General features: G+C 69.0%; 17 protein-coding genes. 6 read left to right on the top strand and 11 right to left on the bottom strand.

Translation table 11 applies throughout. From position 1 onward, the window contains the following. Nucleotides 1-6: 6 nt before the first annotated feature. The 7 genes from INR38_RS27045 to INR38_RS27015 form a co-directional block, all read right to left on the bottom strand. Complete coding sequence (locus INR38_RS27045) at nucleotides 7-777, bottom strand: hypothetical protein (RefSeq protein ID WP_207444457.1); 771 nt, start codon at nucleotides 775-777, stop codon at nucleotides 7-9. 120 nt (nucleotides 778-897) lie between these two features. Beyond that, the gene (locus INR38_RS27040) at nucleotides 898-2,025 is read right to left on the bottom strand and encodes a GGDEF domain-containing protein (protein ID WP_347566775.1); all 1,128 of its coding nucleotides are present in this window, start codon (nucleotides 2,023-2,025) and stop codon (nucleotides 898-900) included. Between the two features lie 160 nt (nucleotides 2,026-2,185). Continuing rightward, a complete protein-coding gene (locus INR38_RS27035; RefSeq protein ID WP_207444459.1) occupies nucleotides 2,186-3,400 on the bottom strand; it encodes a GGDEF domain-containing protein in 1,215 nt (404 codons plus the stop codon). A 146-nt stretch (nucleotides 3,401-3,546) separates the two neighbouring features. Further along, nucleotides 3,547-4,680, bottom strand: a complete 1,134-nt coding sequence (locus INR38_RS27030) for a zinc ribbon domain-containing protein (RefSeq protein WP_207444460.1) — start codon at nucleotides 4,678-4,680, stop codon at nucleotides 3,547-3,549. 67 nt (nucleotides 4,681-4,747) lie between these two features. Beyond that, a complete protein-coding gene (locus INR38_RS27025; RefSeq protein ID WP_180318608.1) occupies nucleotides 4,748-5,566 on the bottom strand; it encodes a DUF2145 domain-containing protein in 819 nt (272 codons plus the stop codon). Nucleotides 5,567-5,574: 8 nt separating this feature from the next. Beyond that, entirely contained in the window at nucleotides 5,575-6,045 is a 471-nt protein-coding gene (locus INR38_RS27020) for a hypothetical protein (RefSeq protein WP_013800299.1), read from the bottom strand. A gap of 37 nt (nucleotides 6,046-6,082) precedes the next feature. Beyond that, a complete protein-coding gene (locus tag INR38_RS27015; protein ID WP_012202471.1) occupies nucleotides 6,083-6,556 on the bottom strand; it encodes a YiaA/YiaB family inner membrane protein in 474 nt (157 codons plus the stop codon). Nucleotides 6,557-6,866: 310 nt separating this feature from the next. Here INR38_RS27015 and INR38_RS27010 point away from each other — a divergent pair, with 310 nt between their 5' ends. Continuing rightward, nucleotides 6,867-8,051 (top strand): saccharopine dehydrogenase NADP-binding domain-containing protein, encoded by a 1,185-nt coding sequence (locus tag INR38_RS27010; RefSeq protein WP_207444461.1) that lies wholly within the window; start codon nucleotides 6,867-6,869, stop codon nucleotides 8,049-8,051. Here INR38_RS27010 and INR38_RS27005 read toward each other — a convergent pair. Further along, nucleotides 8,048-10,012, bottom strand: coding sequence for an MFS transporter (locus INR38_RS27005; protein ID WP_199962008.1), 1,965 nt, complete (start codon nucleotides 10,010-10,012; stop codon nucleotides 8,048-8,050). The two genes, INR38_RS27010 and INR38_RS27005, sit on opposite strands and share 4 nt — an antisense overlap. 11 nt (nucleotides 10,013-10,023) lie before the next feature. Further along, nucleotides 10,024-10,848, bottom strand: coding sequence for a hypothetical protein (locus INR38_RS27000; protein ID WP_071953756.1), 825 nt, complete (start codon nucleotides 10,846-10,848; stop codon nucleotides 10,024-10,026). 114 nt (nucleotides 10,849-10,962) lie between these two features. On the opposite strand from INR38_RS27000, the gene INR38_RS26995 reads away from it, so the two are divergent. From INR38_RS26995 to INR38_RS26975, 5 genes are all read left to right on the top strand, one after another. Further along, nucleotides 10,963-11,703 carry a helix-turn-helix transcriptional regulator gene (locus INR38_RS26995; RefSeq protein ID WP_012202467.1) on the top strand — a complete coding sequence of 247 codons (741 nt, stop codon included), beginning with the start codon at nucleotides 10,963-10,965 and terminating at the stop codon, nucleotides 11,701-11,703. A gap of 182 nt (nucleotides 11,704-11,885) precedes the next feature. Continuing rightward, a complete protein-coding gene (locus INR38_RS26990; RefSeq protein WP_013800295.1) occupies nucleotides 11,886-12,275 on the top strand; it encodes a YXWGXW repeat-containing protein in 390 nt (129 codons plus the stop codon). Between the two features lie 162 nt (nucleotides 12,276-12,437). Continuing rightward, nucleotides 12,438-13,445 carry a tripartite tricarboxylate transporter substrate binding protein gene (locus INR38_RS26985; protein ID WP_034368821.1) on the top strand — a complete coding sequence of 336 codons (1,008 nt, stop codon included), beginning with the start codon at nucleotides 12,438-12,440 and terminating at the stop codon, nucleotides 13,443-13,445. A gap of 65 nt (nucleotides 13,446-13,510) precedes the next feature. Beyond that, nucleotides 13,511-14,992, top strand: coding sequence for an NAD(P)/FAD-dependent oxidoreductase (locus tag INR38_RS26980; protein WP_207444462.1), 1,482 nt, complete (start codon nucleotides 13,511-13,513; stop codon nucleotides 14,990-14,992). 7 nt (nucleotides 14,993-14,999) lie between these two features. Then, entirely contained in the window at nucleotides 15,000-16,160 is a 1,161-nt protein-coding gene (locus tag INR38_RS26975; protein ID WP_207444463.1) for a peroxidase-related enzyme, read from the top strand. Between the two features lie 137 nt (nucleotides 16,161-16,297). Here INR38_RS26975 and INR38_RS26970 read toward each other — a convergent pair whose 3' ends face one another. Both INR38_RS26970 and INR38_RS26965 read right to left on the bottom strand, forming a co-directional pair. After that, entirely contained in the window at nucleotides 16,298-18,916 is a 2,619-nt protein-coding gene (locus tag INR38_RS26970; RefSeq protein ID WP_207444464.1) for a sulfite reductase flavoprotein subunit alpha, read from the bottom strand. Between the two features lie 345 nt (nucleotides 18,917-19,261). Then, nucleotides 19,262-21,697 (bottom strand): choice-of-anchor U domain-containing protein, encoded by a 2,436-nt coding sequence (locus INR38_RS26965; RefSeq protein WP_242699218.1) that lies wholly within the window; start codon nucleotides 21,695-21,697, stop codon nucleotides 19,262-19,264. Nucleotides 21,698-21,908 lie beyond the last annotated feature (211 nt).

The following is a 21,908-nucleotide window of genomic DNA, read 5'->3' as shown; positions in this document are numbered from 1 at the left end:
CAGGCCCTACTGCATGGCGCCGGGCGCGGCAAACGAGAAGCTTGCCATCTGCACCAGGGTCCGGCCCCGGGTCAACAGGTAGGAATGCGCAGGGGACTGCGCGCGTGGCTGCAGCCTGAAGAAGGACTTGCCGCCACAGCACTGGCCCACCATCTCGAACTCCGCGCCCTCCAGCCGGCAGCCCACCTGCAGGCCGGGCGCAGGCTCATGGGTGATGGCGGACAGCTGCGACACGCGCAGCAGCGCATCGGGCTCGGGCAGCACGGTGCGTTGGGCACTGCCATCGGCATGCTCCACATGCACGGACCGGCCCGCCAGCGCATTGCGCGGATAGACGATCTCCAGCCCCGCGCATCCACCGCGCAGGCCGCGCTGCAGGCCTCCCTCCATGCCATCCAGGGCGCGCGCCCAGGCCGTGAAGCCCAGCCCGCGCGCCGACCCCGCGATGCGCACGCGCCATGCCAGGCGCAGGGCACCACAGTCCACCGCGGTTTCGTAGAGGACCTCGAAGCGGTCGTCCTTCTCGCGCAGGCTCAGTTCGCCGCTGCCATGCACGCAGCGGTCTCCTTGTTCATCACGCACCGCAAAGGCCACGGAGCGCAGGATCTCCAGGCTGCCGTAGCGGACGCTGCGCAGGCAGCCATCGGCCAGTTCGGCACTGAGCGGCCCGGCCTGCAGCTGGCGGGGCCTGGACGACAAACGCCCTTCCCAGCCCGCAATGTCTACGGCCATGTTCCCGGCGATGTTGCCGGCGGTTTCAGCGATCCATTGATTCATATGCACATCCCAGCCCGTCCTGGACAGGGTGCCGATGCTATGGACGATCCGTGCGAATGAATAACGATGTTTTCTGGCACTCGTCGTGAGCTGCACTCACAAGCCACACGCCACAAGCAGTCAGGCAGGCGTTGCGCTGGGGGCCGACCGGGCCTGCTGCGGCTCCAGCACGGTGCAGTTGCGGCCCTGGGCCTTGCCACGGTAAAGCGCCGCATCGGCACGTGCAATGGTCGCCTCCACCGACTCGCCCGCGCGGTACTGCGCGGCGCCCAGCGTGCAGGTGACGCGGGCGCCCTCGCCCAGGGTCTGCGTCCACGGGGCTTCGGCAATGCGCAGGCGCAGGCGCTCCAGCAGTTCGCCGGCCTGGGCCAGGTCGGTGTCGGGCAGCACCAGCAGGAATTCCTCACCGCCATAGCGGCCCACGCCATCGGCACTGCGCAGCTGCGACTTCAGCAGCGTTCCGAAGGCGCGCAGCACGCGGTCGCCGCCCTCATGGCCAAAGCTGTCGTTGATGCGCTTGAAGTGGTCTATGTCCAGCAGCGCCACGCACAGCACCGTGCCGCGGTCGTGGGCGGCGGTGCGCACCTCGTGCAGCCGCTCGATCACGCCCCGGCGGTTGCTGACGCCGGTCAGGTCGTCATGGCGCAGCAAGGCCTCGATCTGCGCCAGCGCCGTGGCCAGCTTGTCATTGGCGATGCCCAGCCGGTACTGCATGCTGCGAAAGAAGGTGGCCTGCACGCTGCAGCGCACCACGGCACCGAGCACCACGCCGAAGGCCAGCAACTGGCCTGCAGCCGTGTCCGTGGTCATGCGCATCAGCGGCCCCCTCCAGAGAATGATGGCCGCCACGGCGATGAGCGTGCCTATCCAGGTCAGCCAAAAGCTGGTACGGCTGCGCGCCAGGAAACCGTCGGCGCTGAAGGCGATCAGCATCACCATGGACTGGAACGCCAGCGCAGGGGCGGCCATGACCGTGCCCAGCACGCCGATGATGGACACCAGCTGGTGCGTGAGGAACATGCCCGGATCGCGCAGCCTGTGGCACCAGTCGCTGGCATAGGCCCAGGTGATGAAGCCCATGCCCGCCACCACCCACAGGCCATAGCCCAGCACCACGGCCCAGGGCGCATAGCCGGCCCAGGCATGGCCCAGAAACAGCAGCAGCGCATAGATATGGCTGACCAGCACGGAGATGTGCAGTTGCCAGGTGCGGCGCTTCCAGCGCTCCAGGTGCAGCGCCTCGTCCACCAACGGCGACGCCGGCTTCGGCCCCCACAGGAGACGGTCCGGGAAATTCCGAGAAATGGAGGAAAGCACGGGCATGCGAAGAAGCGCGGCGGGCCGGCGGCCCTCATGGGCGCCCATTGTGACCGCATCCGGGAAATCCCGGGGATTGCATCCTTCTCGCCTAGGAGGTACGTGGCGGCCGCACGTCCTCGGCCACCACGATCTGGTTGCGCCCGCAGGCGCGGCCATGCGCGAGGGCCGCTTCGGCACGCTGCACCAGCCGCTCCGAGGTTTCACCCGCCTGGAACTCCGCCACGGCCAGGGTCAGGGTCAGCGGGTCCTTGTCGGGGTCGGGGATGGGCTTTTCGCTCCAGTGCTGCTGGCGCACGCCCTCGCGCACGCGCTGCAGCGCCCAGACGGCCTGGACGGAGGCGGTATCCGGCATCACCAGCATGAAGGTGTCATCGCGGTAGCGGCCTATGCCGTCCACCGTGCGCAGGTGGGTGACCAGCAGGCCGCTGAGCATGAGCAGCACCCGGTCCTGCAGCGATGGTCCCTTGTGCGGCGGGTGCACGCCCGCACGCTCCACCCAGGGGTCCAGCTCCAGCAGCACCACGCAAAACGGTTCAGGCTTGCGCGCATGGCGCTCGCGCAGGCCATCGACGGCATCCATCAATCGCGAGTAATTGGCCACGCCGGTCAGCGTGTCGCGCCCCGTGGGCAATTGCAGCGAGCCCACGCGGGTCTGCAGCTGCTGCACATCGTTGGCCAGCTGGCCGCAGTAGCTGGACAGCTGCGCCAGCTCCTCGGTGTACTGGCGCTGCATGCGGCTCAGTGCCTGCCACAGGGCCAGCGCATGCACAGCCAGCGGCAGCAGCACGCTGGCCAGCCACAGAATGCGCACGGCGACCGAGCCCGGTGCCATCTGCGGCATGGGCCTGGCCACCACCACGGCGCAGAGCATGGCCAGCATGGCGCACAGCAGCACGATCTGGCCTGCGGGCAGGTGCAGCGCCTGCTCGCGCTCGCCATCCCAGGGCAGCCAGGCGACGGCGGCCAGCCACAGCAGGGCAGAGGCCCAGGCCAGCGAGGGCTGCCAGGCCGCCAGCAGCAAGGCCATCGTGGCCTGTATCCAGCCGTGGCCGCGCAGCGTCCGGGTCATCGGCAGGCCCGCAGCATGGCAGCGCCAGACCCAGGCCATGCCGGCCAGGGCCGACAGCGCGGCGTAGGCCGCCCAGGCTTTCCATGAAGAAGGGCCGGCCAGCACATGGCCGGCCAGCAGGGCAGCCCCCACGGCCCAGGCCGCCAGGGGAAGAAGATGGGCGGACGCGCCGGCCGGTGGGTGGGCGGGCTGCGCTGGCGTGTGTTGTGGGGGATACGGCAGCTGGCGTGACATGGCATCCTCGCTGAAGACATCTGCGCCCCGGCCGAGCGCGCAAGCCATGGTGTACCACAACCCCGCGCAGCTTCAAGGGTCTTGCCGGCTCCGGCCGACACCGCCACAGCCGCCGCCAGGGCAGCTTCCGGCGGGCTCAGCCAGACTCAACCCGGCGCCGGCCCGGCCTCCTGCACGGGAGGCACGGGAGCCACGGCAGGCGCAGCAGACGTGGAAGGCAGCAAGGCTCCCGGCTTCCTGCGGTTGCCATCGGCCTGGGTGCCGCAGCTGTGGCAATAGTGCACAAAGGCGCTCTTGCGGGTATTGCAGCTGCCGCAGCGGTCGAACAGGCCTATGCCGCAGTGGGGGCAGAAATCGATGGCGCCGTCCTTCAGGTCCACGGGGCGCTCGCAGCCCGGGCATACGCCCTTGGCCAGGCGGGCCAGGGCCACGTCGTAGCCCAGTTCCTGGCGCCGCTGCGTCTCGGGCAGTGACTCCTGCTGCTTTTGCCGCTCCAGGTAGCGGTTCAGGCCCAGAATGGCCGCGCGCCCCAGCAGCACCGTCACCACGATGCCGACCACATAGCGCACGTAGCCGCCGTAGTCGGGCAGGTAGGGCACGAGTTCGACGAAGAAGGCGAACAGCGCAAAGAAGATGAAGCCCCAGACAAAGGGCCACCAGGTACTCTTGCGTTGTTTGGCGAACAGCCAGCCGGCCACCAGCAGCAGGGGCAGGGTCAGCGCCAGGCGGTAGAGGAAGACGCGCAGCTCGATGGCGCGCATCTCCTTGCGCCAGGCCTGCATGGCACCGTCGCGCAGACCGTCCCACTGGCGGTTGGCCGCGTCCAGGCGCTGGCGTGCCTGCAGGCTGGCGTCCTGCAGCCGCTCCACGGCAGCGCGTGCGGTGTTCTCTTCCTGCTTGATGGCATCCAGCGCCTGGGTGCGCGACAGCAGCTCGCTGTCCTGCTCGGGCCGGGCCGTGGCACGGCGCGTGGCCACCCAGTTGTCGAAGGTCTCGCGCGCAGAGCGGTAGCGCGCCTGCGTGGCCTGGTACTTGAGGCGCGCGTTCTGCAGCGCCGTCTCCGCCTTGTCGTGATCGGCATCGGCGGCCTTGATCTCGGCCTTGACGGGCTCGGCCGCAGCGGGCGCGATGAAGTCCTCCACCGTGCGCGGCGACTCGACCTGGGGCAGGTCGCCCACCACCAGGCCGCCCAGGCCGATGAGGAAGGACGCGAACACCACCGCCACCAGCCACAGGCCTCGGCGGAACCATTTTTCGGGCAGACGCAGGGCCTTGCTCATGGGGAAACTCCTGTTTCAGTGGCCTGCGGCCGAGGAAGACCGCAGGCGGAGGAAGAGCCGGTCCGGCTCAGGGCAGCACGCGTACCGGACCCGCCAGCTGGCTGCGCTGCAGCCACTGCGTCACCGATTCCACGGTCACGGTCTCTATGCGGCTGGCATAGCGCTTGTCGTTGGGATGGTCGTCGAAGGCGATGTTGGCAGCCGTCACGCGCCCGCCCAGCCGCGACAGCGCGCGAATCACCAGCACGCCAGGCTCGTAGCCCTTGAACTGCAGCCAGGCCTGGGCCTGCTCGCGCCGCTGCACCGTGGCCGGCTCCATGGCGGCGGCCAGGGTTTCGGTGGCCCACTGGTTGGACTGCTGGTAGCGCTGGCCCCAGGCATAGCTGACCATGCTGTAGGGCTCGTGCTGCAGGCGCAGCACGGTCTGGGGCTGGGTCAGAAAGGTCCACAGCGCCTGCTGCACGGCGGGCGTGGGCACCTGAACGCCGGCCTCGTAGCGCCACAGGTCGTCCAGGAAGAACTCGCCCAGGCCCTGGCGGTAGACATGGCCGCCGGCCGTGCCGCATTCGTTGAGCTTGTGCGCCACGCGCCAGGGGCCCTCGGGGGTCCTGTAGGCCCAGCCGTAGTGCGAGTAGTGCAGGTCGTACTTGCTCAGGTCCTGGCCCACGCGCGCCAGCAGCACGACGCGGGTGCCGTTCTTCGCATATTCGGCATCCAGCGCCTGGGATGTGCGCTGGGCCAGGTCCAGCCCCTTTTGCAGGGATTGGGGGGTGAGGGGCTTGTCCTCGCAGCTGCGGCCCGCATGGGCCGTGCCCAGCGCGGCGGCCAGCAGCAGCACCAGGCAGGCGGAACGGGCCACCGGGGAAAGGGAGAGAGACGGTTTCATGGCGGGCATCACAGGCGTTCGTTGTGCAGCAGGGCCTTGCCCATCTCGTTGGGAATGAAGGCCAGCACCTTGCCGGCCGCCGAGATGACAACGCCTGCGCCGATCACGCTGCAGGTCAGCACCGTGCCCACGGCATAGGCCGAGGCGGAGGCGCCCCGCCCCACCACTTCCACGCTGGCCTGGGCGCCATCGGAGGCACGCTCGAGCAGATAGACCGTGCCCGTGGCCGAGGCCTGCACCGCCTTCACGGTCAGCACCGCGCCGCCCACCGACAGCGCGGCCGGCAAGGCCACCACGGCGCCAGCGGCCGTCGAAGCCACCGAAGCCGTGCCCACCACGGAGGCCACGGGCAGCATGGACAGCGCCACGGAGGCCTCACTTTGCGCATGGGCGGGCGCCATGGCCAGGGCTGCGCACAGCGCGCCGGCGGCCAGCAGGGCACGCGGCAGGCGCGCGAAAACGGATTGGTTGACCATCATTGCTTGGACTCCTGGAAATGCGGGGAAGGGGTGGACATCACTCGGCGTCGGCCGGTTGCGCGGCCTCGCGGCGGCCATGCATGCGGGCCTGCGCCAGGTCGGCCTCGTGGCGGTCACGCAGCATCTTGGCCAGCGTGAAGGCGGTGGTGATGAGATAGAGCCAGCTCACGCCCAGGAAGGCCTTGTAGGTCACGTTGATGTCCATGCTCACCAGCCCCCAGCCGGTCAGCGCCATGGACACGGCAAAACCGCCCCAGACCACCAGCTTCCACATGGGCGTGTCGCCTGCGCCGCTGCGGCCGCCCTCGTTGTCCCGCACGAACTTGGCCAGCACGAAGGCTGCCGAGAGGCAGAACACATAGCCCATCACCATGAAGGCCTGCTCCAGCTGCTCGCCGGGCAGCCATGCCAGGCCGATGGCGCACAGCGAGACCGCAATGCCGAACGACACCCACACCTGCAGTTGCCAGGCCCGGGTATCACGCTGAACGACGATGGGAGAAGAGGACATTTGCCGAGGTGCCCCTCAAGGGCATTGGTTGAACACGGGACGCATGGTGCCCAGACGTAACTTGCGTGTCTGCATTCAACCGTAACAGTGGCCAGACACAGGCCATTGAGTATCTCCAAACGGTACTTTTCAAGTTTTTGACTGTTGTTTACGCCCCAAAAAGTTCCTGCATGTGACACCAGCACACAGACCATCGGGCACGGCACCTGGGCGACAGGAACCCTGCGGCGCGCCACAGACAATGCGCCCACCCCGGCTGCAGTGCAGCGGGCAATCGCACGTTCGCCACGCTGATTGATGGAGATCTCCCATGACCAAACTCTTTGACCTCGTCGTCCACGGCGCCACCGGCTTCACGGGCCGGCTGGTGGTGGAGTACCTGCTCAGGCGCTACCCCGCGGGCAGCGGCCTGCGCTGGGCCATGGGCGGGCGCAATGCCGCCAAGCTCGCGGCCGTGCGCGACGAGCTGGGCGCGCCCGCCGATACCCCGCTGGTGGTGACCGACACCGGCAATCCCGCAAGCCTGCAGGCGCTGATGGAGCAGACCCGCCTGGTGCTGACCACGGTGGGCCCCTACCAGCTCTACGGAAACGAACTCGTGGCCGCCTGCGCCAGCGCCGGCGTGGACTATGTGGACCTGTGTGGCGAGCCAGCGTGGATGCGCCAGATGATCGCTGCACACGAGGCCGCAGCCCGGGCCAGCGGCGCGCGCATCGTGTTCTCCTGCGGCTTCGATTCCATTCCCTTCGACCTGGGCGTGTTCATGCTGCAGCGAGAGATGCAGGCCCGCTTCGGGCAGCCCGCCCAGCGCGTGCGGGGCCGGGTGCGCAAGATGAAGGGCACGTTCTCGGGCGGCACGGCGGCCAGCCTCAAGGCCACCATGGCGGCGGCCGCCGCCCAGCCGGGCGTGCTGGAGCTGCTGCGCAATCCGTTCTCGCTCACGCCGGGCTTCGAGGGCCCGCGCCAACCGTCCGGCAGCAAGCCCATGGTGGACGAGGTGCTGGGCCTGTGGGTGGCGCCCTTCGTGATGGCGGCCATCAACACGCGCAACGTGCACCGCTCCAACTTTCTGCTGGGCCATGCCTATGGCGCCGACTTTGTCTACGACGAGATGATGGTCACAGGCGCGGGCGAAAAGGGCGAGGCCCTGGCCAACGCCGTGGCGGCCGACAAGTCGCTGGGCGCGGACGACGGCCCCCAGCCTGGCGAGGGGCCATCGCGCGAGGAGCGTGAATCGGGCTTCTACGACGTGCTGTTCATCGGCACCGACGCGGCCGGCCACAGCCTGCGCGTGGGCGTCAAGGGCGACCGCGATCCGGGCTACGGCTCCACGTCCAAGATGATCACCGAGGCAGCCGTCTGCCTGCTGCAGGACGCCCCGGACACGCCTGGCGGCATCTGGACCACGGCGCCTGCCATGGGCAACGCGCTCATCGCCAGGCTCAAGGCCAATGCCGGCCTGAGCTTCACGGTAGAGGAACAGAACCCCTCTTAGGCCGCCAGCAGCCGCAGCACGCGCTCGCGCAGCAGCGCGGGCTGCACCTCGGCCTGGGCCATGGGCTGGCCCACGTTCAGGCCCACGCGGTTGAACAGGCCACGGCGGAAGGGCCTCACCATGGCGCCGCCCTGCTCGATGCGGCTGAAGTACGAGCCCCAGAGATTGGTCAGCGCCATGGGGACCACGGGCACCTGCAGGCCATCGGCCTGGGCGCGCTCGATGATCTTCATGATGCCGCCTCGGAACTCCTGCAGCTGCCCGTCGCGCGTGATGCCGCCCTCGGGGAAGATGGCCAGCAGATCACCCTCGCGCAGCACCTGGGCGGCGCGCTCGAACGCAGCCTCGTAGGTGGCGGGATCTTCCTTCTGGGGCGCGACGGGGATGGCCTTGGCCAGGCGGAACAGCCAGCCCAGCACGGGCACGCGGAAGATGCGGTGGTCCATCAGAAAGTAGATGGGCCGGGGGCTGGCGGCCATGAGCAGCACGGCATCGACAAAGCTCACATGGTTGCAGGCCAGGATGGCCGCGCCGGTGGCCGGAATGTGCTCGTCGCCCTGCACCTTGAAGCGGTACACGAAACGCGAGGCCACCCAGGCCACGAAGCGCAGCAGGTACTCGGGCACCAGCAAGAAGATGTAGGCCGCCACCACGGCATTGGCAATGCCCGTGATCAGGAATACCTGGGGAATGCTGAAGCCCGCCGCCAGCAGCGCGCCCGCCAGCACGCTGGAGGCGATCATGAACAGCGCGTTGAGGATGTTGTTGGCCGCGATGATGCGCGCGCGGTGCGTGGGCTGGCTGCGCATCTGGATCAGCGCGTACATGGGCACGCTGTAGATGCCGGCCGACAGGGCCAGCATGCCCAGGTCGGCCATCACACGCCAGTGCGCGGGCTGGGCAAAGAAGGCACCCACGCCCATCAGCTCGGAAGCCGGCAGCGCGCGCGAGGCAAAGAACAGGTCCACGGCGAACACGCTCATGCCGATGGCGCCCAGCGGCACCAGGCCGATCTCCACATGGCGGCGGCTGAACACCTCGCACAGCAGCGAGCCCGTGCCGATACCCACAGAGAACACCACCAGCAGCAGCGAGGCCACATGCTCGTCGCCATGCAGCACCTCCTTGGCAAAGCTGGGGAACTGGGCCAGGAACACGGCGCCGAAGAACCACATCCAGCTGATGCCCAGCAGCGAGCGGAACACGGCGGGCTGCTCGCGGGCCAGCTGCAGGTTGCGCCAGGTCTCGGTGAAGGGGTTCCAGTTGATGACCAGGTGCGGGTCGGTGGCCGGCGCATTGGGGATGAACTGCGCAAAGATCCGCCCGATCACCGCCAGCGCCAGGCAGGCCACGGCCACCTGCATATGGCCCACCTCGGGCACGGCCACCAGCAGGCCGCCTGCCACGTTGCCCAGCAGGATGGCCACGAAGGTGCCCATCTCCACCATGCCGTTGCCGCCCGTCAGCTCGCGCTCGCTGAGCACCTGGGGCAGGTAGGCGAATTTCACGGGGCCGAACAGCGTGGAGTGCAGGCCCATCAGGAAGACGCAGCCCAGCAGCAAAGGCACATTGGCCTGGATGAAGCCCCAGGCGGCCAGCGCCATGATGGCGATCTCCAGGTTCTTGACCAGGCGGAACATGCGCGTCTTGTCCCACTTGTCCGTCAGCTGGCCCGAGGTGGCCGAGAACAGCAGGAACGGCAGGATGAACAGCGCCCCGATCACCAGCCCCGCCATGGCCGAAGGCAGCCAGGAGACGCTGAGCTGGTAGGTCACCATCACGGTGAGCGCGAACTTGAACAGGTTGTCGTTGGCCGCCCCAGAGAACTGCGTCCAGAAGAACGGCGCAAAGCGCCGCTGGCCCAGCAGGGCGAACTGGTTGGGGTGCTCGTGCGCGGCCGATGGCACGGCGCCGGCCGTTGCGGTGGGGGCAGACGGGCTGCCGGTCTCTTGCTGGAACATCTTGTCTTCCCTCAACGGTTGGTGGCGCCGCCGTGGCCGCACGCATCGGCGCACATTGTGCCCGTACTGGCCATGCGCGCCGTGCCGGCCGCACGCAGCGCGGCGATCACGGGCAGGGCCGCGGCCGCCGCCACCACATGCTTGAGGCTGTGGCCGGACACCAGCCCGGCCGTGGCCTCGAAGACGGCCGCATCGCCCCACTCCAGCAGCTTGGCCGCGCCATACCAGGCGATCACCACGCCCAGGCGCAGCGCCAGCGCGCCATGGCGCGGCGCCACGCAGGCCAGGCCCAGCACCGCCAGCATGCCGCCGCCCTGCACCAGCGCCCAGGGCAGCAGGTTGCCGCCGTGCAGCCAGACCAGCACCGAGGCCACGGCGGCGACCAGCATGGCCACCGCGGCGCGCACGGCCACGCGGTCGGCAATGCGCGATTGCAGCGCCAGCCCCAGCATGCCGGCAAAGGCCATGGACATGCCCAGCCGGTCGCCGGCCAGGGTGGCATCGTGGGGTGCCCAGTGGTAGACGGACGAGCCTATGGCCGAACACGCCAGCCCCGTGAAGAACAGCGCGGCCAGCCAGCGCAGGGCCGGCGCCAGCGCCTGGCTACGCCGGTCCAGCAGCAGGCGCGCGCCCGCCACGGCGGCCCAGGCAAAGCCCAGGTTGCTGAGCACATCCAGCGCATGGGGCAGCGCCCCCCAGGCGCGCTGGTCGGCAAACGCGTGAAAGTCCTGCGGCTGCGGCACGGCGGGGCCAAGCCAGGCGGCCAGCAGCAGCAGGGCAGCGCCCCAGTACAGCGCGCGCAGGGCGGCGGCCGGTGAAATCGATACGGATGGCATGTGTTGCTCCTCGTGAAAAGTGAGGCGGAGTGTGGCGAGCCATCGGCCCTTCCAGCATCGTTTTTCTGCACCCGCCGCGCAAACCAGCACCTCGGGTATCGATAATCGCTACCCATGAGCACCACTGCCGACCTCGTCATCGCCCTCAAGAAGGAACTCAAGGCCGCCCAGATGACCTATGCCGACCTGGCGCGCGCCCTGGGCATGGCCGAGTCCAGCGTCAAGCGCATGCTGGCCAAGGGCGACATGCCGCTGTCGCGCATCGATGCCATCTGCCGCGCGCTGAGCCTGGATTTCGCCGACCTGGCGCGCCGCGTGGCCGACAGCCAGCCGCTGCTGCAGGAGATGACGCCCGAGCAGGAGAACGCCGTGGTCGCCGACCGCAAGCTGCTGCTGATGGCCATCTGCGTGCTCAGCCAGTGGACGCTGGAGCAGATCGTGGCCACCTACCGCATGACCGAGGCCGAAGGCATCCGCTACCTGGCCCAGCTGGACCGCATCGGCATCATCGAACTGCGCCCCGGCAACCGCTACCGGCTGCGCCTGGCCAAGACCTTCCGCTGGCGCGCGCGCGGGCCGGTGATGGAGTACTTCCGCGAGAACGCCGTGCTCGACTACTTCGGCGGCGGCTTCGACCAGCCGGGCGAAGGCATGCTGATGGTGCACGGCTCCATCGGCCGGCACCTGGCGCCCAGCTTCGTGGAACGCATACAGCGGCTGGCGCATGACTTTTCCCAGCAGCACCTGCAGGACCAGCGCCTGCCGCCGGGCCAGCGCGAGGGCTACACCCTGGTGCTGGCCATGCGCAGCTGGGAATTCACGGCGTTCACGGCGCTTCGAAGAGGCACTGTCTGACGGCGGCTGCAGGACGGCAGCCCGCGCTGCAGCGCCTGGCAACAAGGCTTCACCAAGGCGATACACAAGATTGCAAGACTTCGCGGCGCGGCAACCCGGGATTGACGATGGACCTGCACCATGCAGTCATGGATTCCTTTCACCAGGACTCCAGCCCGATGAACCAAGGACAAGGAGCCGCCATGATTTCCCTTCGCACACCGCTGATCGCCGCCACCCTGGCCCTGGCCGGATGGGCCGGCACCGCGCAGGCCCAGGCCAACGTGACCTATGCGGCGCCGGGCGCCGCCATCTCGGTCCAGTTCGGCGCGCCGCCTCCCATGCGCTACGAGGCGGTTCCTGCACCGCGCCGCGGCTACGTCTGGGCACCCGGCTACTGGCGCCCGCAGGGCCACCGCCATGCCTGGGTGGCCGGCCACTGGGTCAAGGCGCGTCCCGGCTATGTGTACCGCCAGCCCGTGTGGTCGCAGCAGGGTGGCCGCTGGGGCTACGCACCCGGCCGCTGGGACCGTGACCGCGACGGCGTGCCGGATCGCCATGACCGCCGCCCCAACAACCCCTACCGCCATTGATGGGCGCTTGCGCCCGGCATGAAGCCCGCCCCATCGGCGGGCTTTTTGCTGAGCGCTGCGGCCATGCCCACACTGGCTTCATACCAACATATGCATATAAAAGTGGCTCATTAAGTTCTCAGGAAAATATGGGAATTGATTCACCGGATTTCCCTGCACACCATGCGCCCCTCGTTTTTCCGCTCCTGGATTCCCGCCGCCGCCGCGGCCCTGGCCGTCTTCGGCTCCACCGCAGCGGTGGCAGCCGATTCGGCGGCTTCGTGGCCGCACCAGCCCGTGACCATGATCCTGGGCTTCCCGGCAGGCTCGGGCGTGGACGTGATCGCGCGCGGCGTGCAGGAGCCGCTGTCCCAGCGCCTGGGCCAGCCGCTGATCATTGACTACAAGTCGGGTGCGGCCGGCAACATCGCCAGCGAGATCGTGGCGCGCGCCAAGCCGGACGGCTACACGCTGGCCTTCGGCACGGCCGCCACGCACGGCAGCAATGCCGCGCTGTACAAGAAGCTGCCCTTCGATGTGGAAACCGACTTCGTGCCGGTGGCGCCGCTGATCGATGTGTCCAACGTGCTGACCATCAATCCCAACGTGATCAACGTCAAGAACCTCAAGGAGTTCGTGGACGAGATCAAGGCCAACCCCGGCAAGTACAACTACGCCTCCACGGGCAACGGCGCGGGCACGCACATGGCCTTTGCCGAGTTCAATGCGCGCCTGGGCCTGAACATGGTCCACGTGCCCTACAAGGGTGGCCCCGAGGCCATCACCTCGGTGCTGCGCGGCGAGACCTGCTGCATCATGAACCAGGTCCAGACCGTGCTGCCCCACTACAAGAGCGGCAAGGTGCGCCTGCTGGGCGTGACCACGGCCAAGCCCGTGGAAGTCATCAAGGAAGTGCCCACCATCGCCTCCAGCGGCCTGACGGGCACCAAGGGCTTCGACAGCTCGATCTGGTTCGGCATCTTCGCGCCCAAGGGCACGGACCCGGCCATCGTGGCCAAGCTCAGCCAGGCCGTGCGCGAGGTGCTGGAGCTGCCCGAGGTGCGTGCGCGCTTCGAGTCCCAGGGCAATGCCATCCGCATCGAAACGCCCGAGCAGTTCAAGAAAACCGTGCACAACGACCGCCTGAAGTGGGCACAGGTGGTCAAAGACGCGAAAATCAGCATCGATTGATGCCGCGCGCGCCCGCAGGCCCTGCCCCGCTGGCGCGCCTTTCCTCGTGAGTTCCTGGTGAGTCTATGTCCCTGACCGAACCGGCAGCCCCGGCCCCTGCGGGCCTGGCTGCCCTTGAAGAACGCCTGCGCGACGACCTCGTCGCCCTGGGCTGGCCTGCCAAGGCCTGGATTCCTCCCTCCACCCGCGACGGCCAGCCCGTGCACGATGTCCTGGTCATCGGCGCCGGCCAGGCCGGCCTGGCCCTGTCGGCCGCGCTGTCCCAGTTGGGCATCGCGGCCGTTTTGCTGGACAAGGCCCCGCTGGACTTCGAAGGCCCCTGGGCCACGACGGCGCGCATGGAAACCCTGCGCTCGCCCAAGGAGCTGACCGGCCCTGCGCTGGGCCTGCCCTCGCTGACCTTCCGCGCCTGGTTCATCGCCCAATGGGGCCGCGAAGCCTGGGCCGCGCTGGACAAGATCCCGCGCCTGCAGTGGATGGACTACCTGCGCTGGTACCGCCGCGTGATGCGCTGCGACGTGCGCAACGGCCACCAGGTCACGGCCATCCGCCCGCAGGCCGACGGCACGGTCGAGGTCGATGTGACGGTCGATGGCGCCTCGCGCACCTGGCTGGCACGCCGCGTGGTGCTGGCCACGGGCCGCGACGGCCTGGGCGGCCCGCAGATCCCCGCCTTCATGCAGGGCGTGGACCGCAGCCGCTGGGCGCACTCCTCCGACGTGCTCGACTACAGCCGCCTGGCCGGCCTGCACGTGGGCGTGGTGGGCGCAGGCTCGTCGGCCATGGACAGTGCCGCCACCGCGCTGGAGAACGGCGCCGCCAGCGTGGACCTGCTGGTGCGCCGCAGCGACCTGCCGCGCATCAACAAATCCAAGGGCTCGGGCACGCCCGGCCTCACGCACGGTCAGTTCCTGCTGCCCGACGCCTGGAAATGGCGCATACGCCACTACATCAACGTGCAGCAGGTGCCACCTCCGCACGGCAGCACGCTGCGCGTCTCGCGCCATGCCAACGCCCACTTCAACCTGGGCTGCGCCGTGCAGAAGGTGGAGCAGGACGGAGACCGGCTGCGCGTGGACACGCCGCGCGGCGTGTTCGTGCTGGACTTCCTGATCGTCTCCACCGGCTTTGCCATCGACTGGCGCCAGCGCCCCGAGTTCGCCGACCTGGCGCCCCATGTGCGCATCTGGAGCGACCGCTTCGTGCCCGAGGCGGGTGCCGAGGACCAGGAACTGTCGGACTCGCCCGACCTGGGCCCTCTGTTCGAGTTCCAGGAAAAGACGCCCGGCGCCCTGCCCGGCCTGGACCATGTGCACTGCTTTTGCTATCCGGCCGCGCTGTCGCACGGCACGGTGTCGGGCGATATCCCCGCCATCAGCGACGGCGCGCGCAAGCTGGCCCAGGGCCTGGCCTCGCTGTTCTACCGCGAGGACCTGGAACACCACTACGCCCAGCTGCAGTCCTATTCCGAGCCCGAACTCGACGGCGGCGAATGGACGCCCGCCGACCCCGAAGCCCGCGTGCGGGCCCTGGCAGACAAGACCTGAGATACCCATGACCACCGCCAACGACACCATCGACCGCCTGGCCGGCCTGACCGACCAGTCCCCCGTTTACGCCACGCGCCGCCAGCGCGACAAGGTGGCCATTGCCACCCAGGCCTGCGAGGACCTGCTGCTGGGCGACGGCCTGGCCGACAGCCTGTCCCGCGCCGAGCGCCTGGTGCTGGCCAGCGAGCAATGCCGCGTCAGCGGCGTGCAGGCCCTGGCAGATGAATACCGCCAGCGTGCCGAGTCCCTGGGCGATGCCCTGACGCCCGCGCTGCGCACCGTGCTGGCCCAGCCCGGCGCCCAGACCGGCAATGCGCGCCTGGATGCGGCCCTGCACTTCGTGCGCACCCTGGCCCTGCACCCGGCCGAGAGCGACCGCGCGGCCCTGCTGGCCATGCCCGAGTCCGGCCTGTCCATCGACGACACCGTGCTGGTGGCCCAGCTGGTGGGCTTCATCGCCTACCAATTGCGCCTGTTCGCGGGCGTGCAGGCCATGGACGCGCTGGGCGGCCAGGCCAGCGCACCGGCTGCCGAAGCCGCCGCCGCACCCTTCGTGCACCCCGCCAACCTGCCGCCACCGGGCGAGCCGCTGCGCCGCAACGGCTACACCAGCGAGACGCTGGACTGGACGTCCTGGCTGCCCGTGCTCGACCCCGCCACGGCAACGGCCGAGCAGCAGGCCGTGCTGGACCTGAGCCACCCCAAGGCGCGCACGTCGGACTTCTACCTGCTGCTGGCCCGCCAGCCGCGCGTGCTGTCGGAGCGCTCGCAGGCCTTCAACGCCATCATGTACGCGCCCGGCGGCCTGTCGCGCGCCGAGCGCGAGGTGGCGGCCACGGCCGTCTCGCGCTCCAACGGTTGCGTGTACTGCGCATCGGTCCACGCCCAGCGCTTCGAGCAGCTGGCCAAGCGCAACGATGTCATGGCCCAGATGTTCGACGACCCGGACACGGCCGGCACCAATGCGCGCGAACGCGCCATCATCCAGTCCTCGCTGGCCCTGACGCGCGCACCGGGCAGCTTTGGCGCAGCCCAGTTGCAGCCGCTGCGCGATGCCGGCCTCACCGACCAGGAAATCCTGGACATGCTGCATTCGGCCGCGCTGTTCGGCTGGGCGAACCGGTTGATGCTCAATCTCGGCAAGGAGAGGTACATCACCCCCTGAGGCGCTTACGCGCCTTCCCCCTCTCTCGCTACGCGGGAGGGGGACGACACCCTCGCGGCGGGGCGGCCCTTGCTCGGTGTCCCTGACTTGGGCCGCGCCAGTTTCATGCGCTGTGCATTAAGACGCGGCGCTTCACCTCAGTACACATCCCTGCGGTAACGGCCTTCGACGATCAGGTCTTCGACGGCGGTAGCGCCCAGGATGTCGGCCAGCGCGGCATCGACGCCTGCGGCCATGCCGTCGGCGCTGCCGCAGACGTAGAGCACGGCGCCGTCGGCGATCCAGTCGCGCAGGGGTTCGGCGGCTTCGCGCAGGGCATCCTGCACGTAGCGGCGCCGGGCCTGGTCGCGGGAGTAGATGAAGTCGGCGCGCTGCAGCTTGCCTGCGGCCAGCCAGCCGGAGACCTCGGCCTCGCAGTACCCGTCATGGGCCCGCTGGCGTTCGCCGAACAGCAGCCAGTTGCGGTGGCGGCCTGCGTGCATGCGCGCCAGCAGGTGGCCGCGCAGGCCGGCATAGCCGGAGCCGTTGCCGATGAAGATGGCCGGCGCGTCGGGCTCGGTACCTTCCTCGTCGCGCGGCTCGAAGGCGCGGTTTTCCACCAGTCTCATGGCCACGGAGGTGCCCTGGGCCGCATGCGCCGTCAGCCAGCCCGAAGCCACGCCCAGGCCGCCGTCATGGCGGGCCTGGCGCACCAGCAGCCGCACATGGCCGTCCTGCGGCAGCGAGGCGACCGAGTAACTGCGCGGCAGCAGGGGCCGCAGCGCATCGGCCACGGCCTGGGGCGCGGTGCCGGGGGCGATATCGCCCGGGGCCGGCAGCACGCTGGCGGCCAGCGCCTCACCCAGCGTGCAGGTCTGCTGGCGCCATTGCACGGTGGCCGAGCCGTCGCATTCCTGTGCGGCCAGCCAGGCCTGCACGGTGGCTGCGCCATGGCGTGGCAGCACCTCGGCCAGCGCACCAGCCCGCCACAGCGGGGCGACGCCTTCAGGCGGCGACAGTTCCAGCACGTAGAGACCGGCGCCCTGGCTGCCCGCATTGCACAGGCTGCGCGCCTGCAGCGGCCATGCGGCAAAGGCCGTGGCATCGGCCAGCGGGCCTGCAGCGGACGCAGGCAGCGCATCCGATGCAGGCGGCAAGGCCCCGAAATGTCCGGCCAGCGCCTGCTGCCAGGCATTCCAGGCCTGGGGTTCCTCGCCATCCATCTCGATCAGCGGAAACACGGGCTGCGCGCCCAGGCGGCGCAGCTGGTGGTCCAGCGCATGGCCAAAGCCGCAGAAGGCCGCGTACTGCCGGTCGCCCAACGCCAGCAGGCCGTATTGCAGGTGCGGCAGGGCCGAGCCCGAGGCCGCGCCCAGCAGGCGCGCAAAGCGGCGCGCGGCGTCAGGCGGGTCGCCTTCGCCAAAGGTGCTGGCCACGAAGAGCACGCGCCGGTGGTGGCGCAGTTGCTCGGCATCCAGCGCCGCCACGGATTGCAGGCTGGCCGCCATGCCTGCGCCGCGCAGCGCGGCCACGGTGGCCACGGCCAGGCGCTCGGCGCGGCCGGCCTGGCTGGCGAAGGCGACCAGCACGGTGTCCTGGCCCGCAGGGGCGGACGGTGGCGGGTCCGCCATCAGCGCCTGGCGCTCCTTGGCCAGGGCGCGCGCCTTGCGCCGGCGGTCCAGGTAGAGCATCCAGCCCGTGATGGCGAACAGGGGCATGATCAGCGAGGCCAGCGTCATGAAGATGCGCCCCGGCATGCCGAAATAGGTGCCCATGTGCAGCGGGTAGATGGCACCCACGGCGCGGCGGCCCGTGGGCAGGTCGGCATAGCGCTCGTCGCGCTGCACGGCGCCGTCGGGCAGCAGGGCCATCTGGTTGCGCGCGCGCTCATGGGCGGCATCGGCATCCAGCCAGCTGATCTGCAGGGGCTGGCCCGCGCGCTCGGGCAGGCGCAGCTGGGCGAACTGCCAGCCATGGGCGATGCGCTCGAAGGCGGCCCAGCCGGGCGCGATGTCGATGGGCTGCTGCGCACCAGCTGGCTCAGGCCGGCCGCCACCGGGTTTCGAGGACGGCGCCGCGGGAGCGGCCACACGCGGCGGCACGCCGGCCCAGCCATCCACCGTGCTGCGCACCACGCCGAAGGCCCAGTACATGCCGGTGCAGGTGAACACCACATAGGCCACCAGGGCCCAGGTGCCCGCCACCGAGTGCAGGCCCCAGAGGAAGGAGCGGCCCTTGAGCGCCGGATCGAAGGTCAGCCAGGTGCGCCATGACAGCGGCCGGCGCGGCCAGCGCAGGTACAGCCCCGACAGTGACAGCATCAGCAGCAGGCCGGCCAGCGTGCCCGTGATGGGCTTGCCGTCATCGCGCGACAGCAGCAGCCAGCGGTGCAGGCGCTCCACCCATTCGAAGAACTCCGTGCCGTGCTGCTCAGGCAGCTGCGCGCCCGTGTAGGGATCGACAAAGACCGTCTGGCCCCGGCGCTGGCCGGCCGGCGGCTTGAAGGCCACCTGGGCCGAGCGGCCGGGCTCGGCAAAGACGGTGATGCGCTGGACCACGCGCTGCTCGCCGGCCTCGCGCAGCGCCTGCGCAATCTGCGGCGGCGCCAGCGGCGCGGCATCGCGCGCGGGCACGGAGGCAGTGCCGGGATTCATCCATCCCAGGATTTCCTCGTGGAACGAGAACACCGCGCCCGACAGCCCGATGACGATGAGCACCGTACCGGCCGTAATGCCGACGAACCAGTGCAACTGGAACCAGATTTTCTTGAAAGTCATGGGGAGCAGGCGAGCAGGCGACGTCGGTCGGAAATCCATTGCGGTGCGCAACGGAACATCAGGACAGAACGGTGCATGGAAGGCAGGCGGGCAGAGATGAAAGTGCGCAGCACCTGTGCATCGGCCCCGGGCGGCGTTGGCCGGGACTTGTCGACGGAAGGCGCCAATCAGCGAGAAATTCTAAATTGTTCTCATTTACGGTGTGTTGCACGCGCGATAGGCCCGCAAGGCGGCCTGGGGTTACGGGCAGGCTTGAGCCGCCGGGATGCAGCACCTGCGCCCAATGGAAATCGCCTGCCGAAACAGGTTCGGCAGGCGATGGTTCAGTTCCTCTTCAACCGTGTGTCAACCGCGTCTGCGGCGCAGATTCCACAGGCCTGCGGCCAGCATCAGCAGCATGGCCATGGCGAGCATGCGCGGTTCGAGCGCAGGGATCGGCCGGGCACCCGGCGCCGCACCCACACGCGCCGGACCGCTGGGATCCACGATCACGCCATTGGCTGCGCGATCGTCATCACCCTGGCCGCCATCGGTGACCACCACCGAGGTCGTATTGCCCGACACCACCGCACCCGGAGGCTGATACCAGGAGTCCGCCGCCCCTGCGGACGCTGGACCGAACTTCCAGTACGCCATGCCGGTCACCGGACCCGGCCAGGTGACGCTGACCGTGATCGAGCTGCTGGCCGTACAGCCGCGGGCCACGAAGTGCACATTGCCGTACGGGAAGCTCAACTGGCCCGGCGCACCCGCCGCAGCCGCGACGAAGGACGACTGCGACACATCGAACCCGCAGCCTGCGCCGCCACCGCTCAAGGTCGCCGTGGCATTGCCTGCCCCGGTGGCTGTCGGACCCGTGAATGTCGTTCCGAGCACGTTGAGCGAAGTCGTTGTGGCAGGTCCGGTGTTGCCATTGCCAGGATTGGTCTGGGTCGCGCTGATCGTGTGCAGACCCGGCGTCGGCAAGCCGCCGCCTGGCGTGCAGCTCCACGTCTGATCGGCCGCGACGATTGCCGTACACAGTGTCGTCGAGCCATCCTTCACCGTGATCGTGTAGCCCGGCGTGCCGGTGCCGGAAATCTGCGGATAGCCTCCCACCGTGGTCGGCGAAACCGTCAGCGTCGGAGCCACCGGCACCTGCGTGCTGGGAGTGACCGGCGTTGCTGGTGTCGATGCACAGTTCACAGTGCAACCTGCCGTCGGATTGACCGGGCTGATGCCACCCGACGGATCGTAGGAAGCCGTGTTCGTGCTCGAACCCACAGCCGTCGGCACAGCCGGCAGATTGAAGCTGGTGTTGCCACCGGCCGCCACTGCCGCAGTGAAGTTCACCGTGCACGTCAGCACGGAGCTGCCATTGCCCGCAAACGGGAAGGTGTTTGGCGTGCAGGTCGCGCTGGCCACGTTCGCGCCGGTCGGCACGCCCGTGATGCTGATGCCTGCCGGCACCAGGTCCTTGATGGTCACGCTGGTGGCAGGACCGAAGGCACTGGCAGCGTTGGACACGGAGAACGCGTAGTTGAACGCAGTCCCCACAGCCAGGCTGCCGGGGTTGGCCTTGGTGACCGTCAACGCTGGCGTACCAGGCGTCACCGGCGTGGAAGGCGTCGATGCGCAATCCGTCGTGCAACCCGCCGTCGGATTGACCGGGTTGATGCCACCCGCTGGATCGTAGGAGGCCGTGTTCGTGCTCGACCCCACAGCCGTCGGAACAGCCGGCAGATTGAAGCTGGTGTTGCCACCGGCCGCCACTGCCGCAGTGAAGTTCACCGTGCAAGACAGGATCGCCGTGCCATTGCCCATGAAGGGGAAGGTATTAGGCGTGCAGGTCGCGCTGGCCACGTTTGCGCCGGTCGGCACGCCCGTGATGCTGATGCCTGCCGGCACCAGGTCCTTGATGGTCACGCTGGTGGCGGGGCCGAAGGCTCCAGCCGCATTCGCTACCGTGAAGGCGTAGTTGAACGCAGTCCCCAAAGCCAGGCTGCCGGGATTGGCCTTGGTGACCGTCAACGCAGGCGTGCCTGGCGTGACGGGCGTGGAAGGCGTCGATGCGCAATCCGTCGTGCAACCCGCCGTCGGATTGACCGGGCTGATTCCGCCCGACGGATCGTAGGAGGCCGTGTTGGTGCTCGAACCCACAGCCGTCGGCACAGCTGGCAGGTTGAAGCTGCTGTTGCTGCCAGCTGCCACCGGTGTGGTGAAGCTCACCGTACACGTCAGCACGGAGCTGCCATTGCCCGCAAACGGGAAGGTGTTGGGCGTGCAGGTCGCACTGGACACGTTCGCACCGCTCGGCACGCCCGTGATGCTGATGCCTGCAGGCACCAGGTCCTTGATGGTCACGCTGGTGGCGGGACCGAAGGCACTGGCAGCGTTGGAAACGGAGAACGCGTAGTTGAACGCAGTCCCCACAGCCAGGCTACCGGGGTTGGCCTTGGTGACCGTCAGCGCAGGCGTGCCTGGCGTGACCGGAGTCACCGGCGTGGAAGCGCAGTCTGTCGTGCAACCAGCCGTCGGATTGACCGGGCTGATTCCGCCCGACGGATCGTAGGAAGCCGTGTTCGTGCTCGAGCCTACCGCCGTCGGCACAGCCGGCAGGTTGAAGCTGGTGCTGCCACCGGCCGCCACTGCCGCAGTGAAGTTCACCGTACACGTCAGCAAGGAGCTGCCGTTACCCGCAAACGGGAAGGTATTGGGCGAGCAGGTTGCACTGGACACGTTCGCACCGGTCGGTACGCCCGTGATGCTGATGCCTGCCGGCACCAGGTCCTTGATGGTCACGCTGTTGGCAGGGCCAAACGCTCCAGCCGCATTCGCTACCGTGAAGGCGTAGTTGAACGCAGTCCCCACAGCCAAGCTACCGGGGTTGGCTTTGGTGACCGTCAGCGCTGGCGTACCAGGCGTGACCGGTGTGGTGGGTGTCGACGCGCAGTCTGTTGTGCACCCTGCCGTCGGATTGACAGGGTTGATGCCACCCGACGGATCGTAGGAA

The sequence above is a fragment of the Delftia sp. SD018 genome (genome assembly GCF_017355445.1).
In the GTDB taxonomy this organism is placed as follows: Bacteria; Pseudomonadota; Gammaproteobacteria; order Burkholderiales; family Burkholderiaceae_C; genus Comamonas; species Comamonas acidovorans.
Note: the sequence above shows the minus strand (reverse complement) of the source record. Positions and strands in the feature narration are given on the sequence as shown.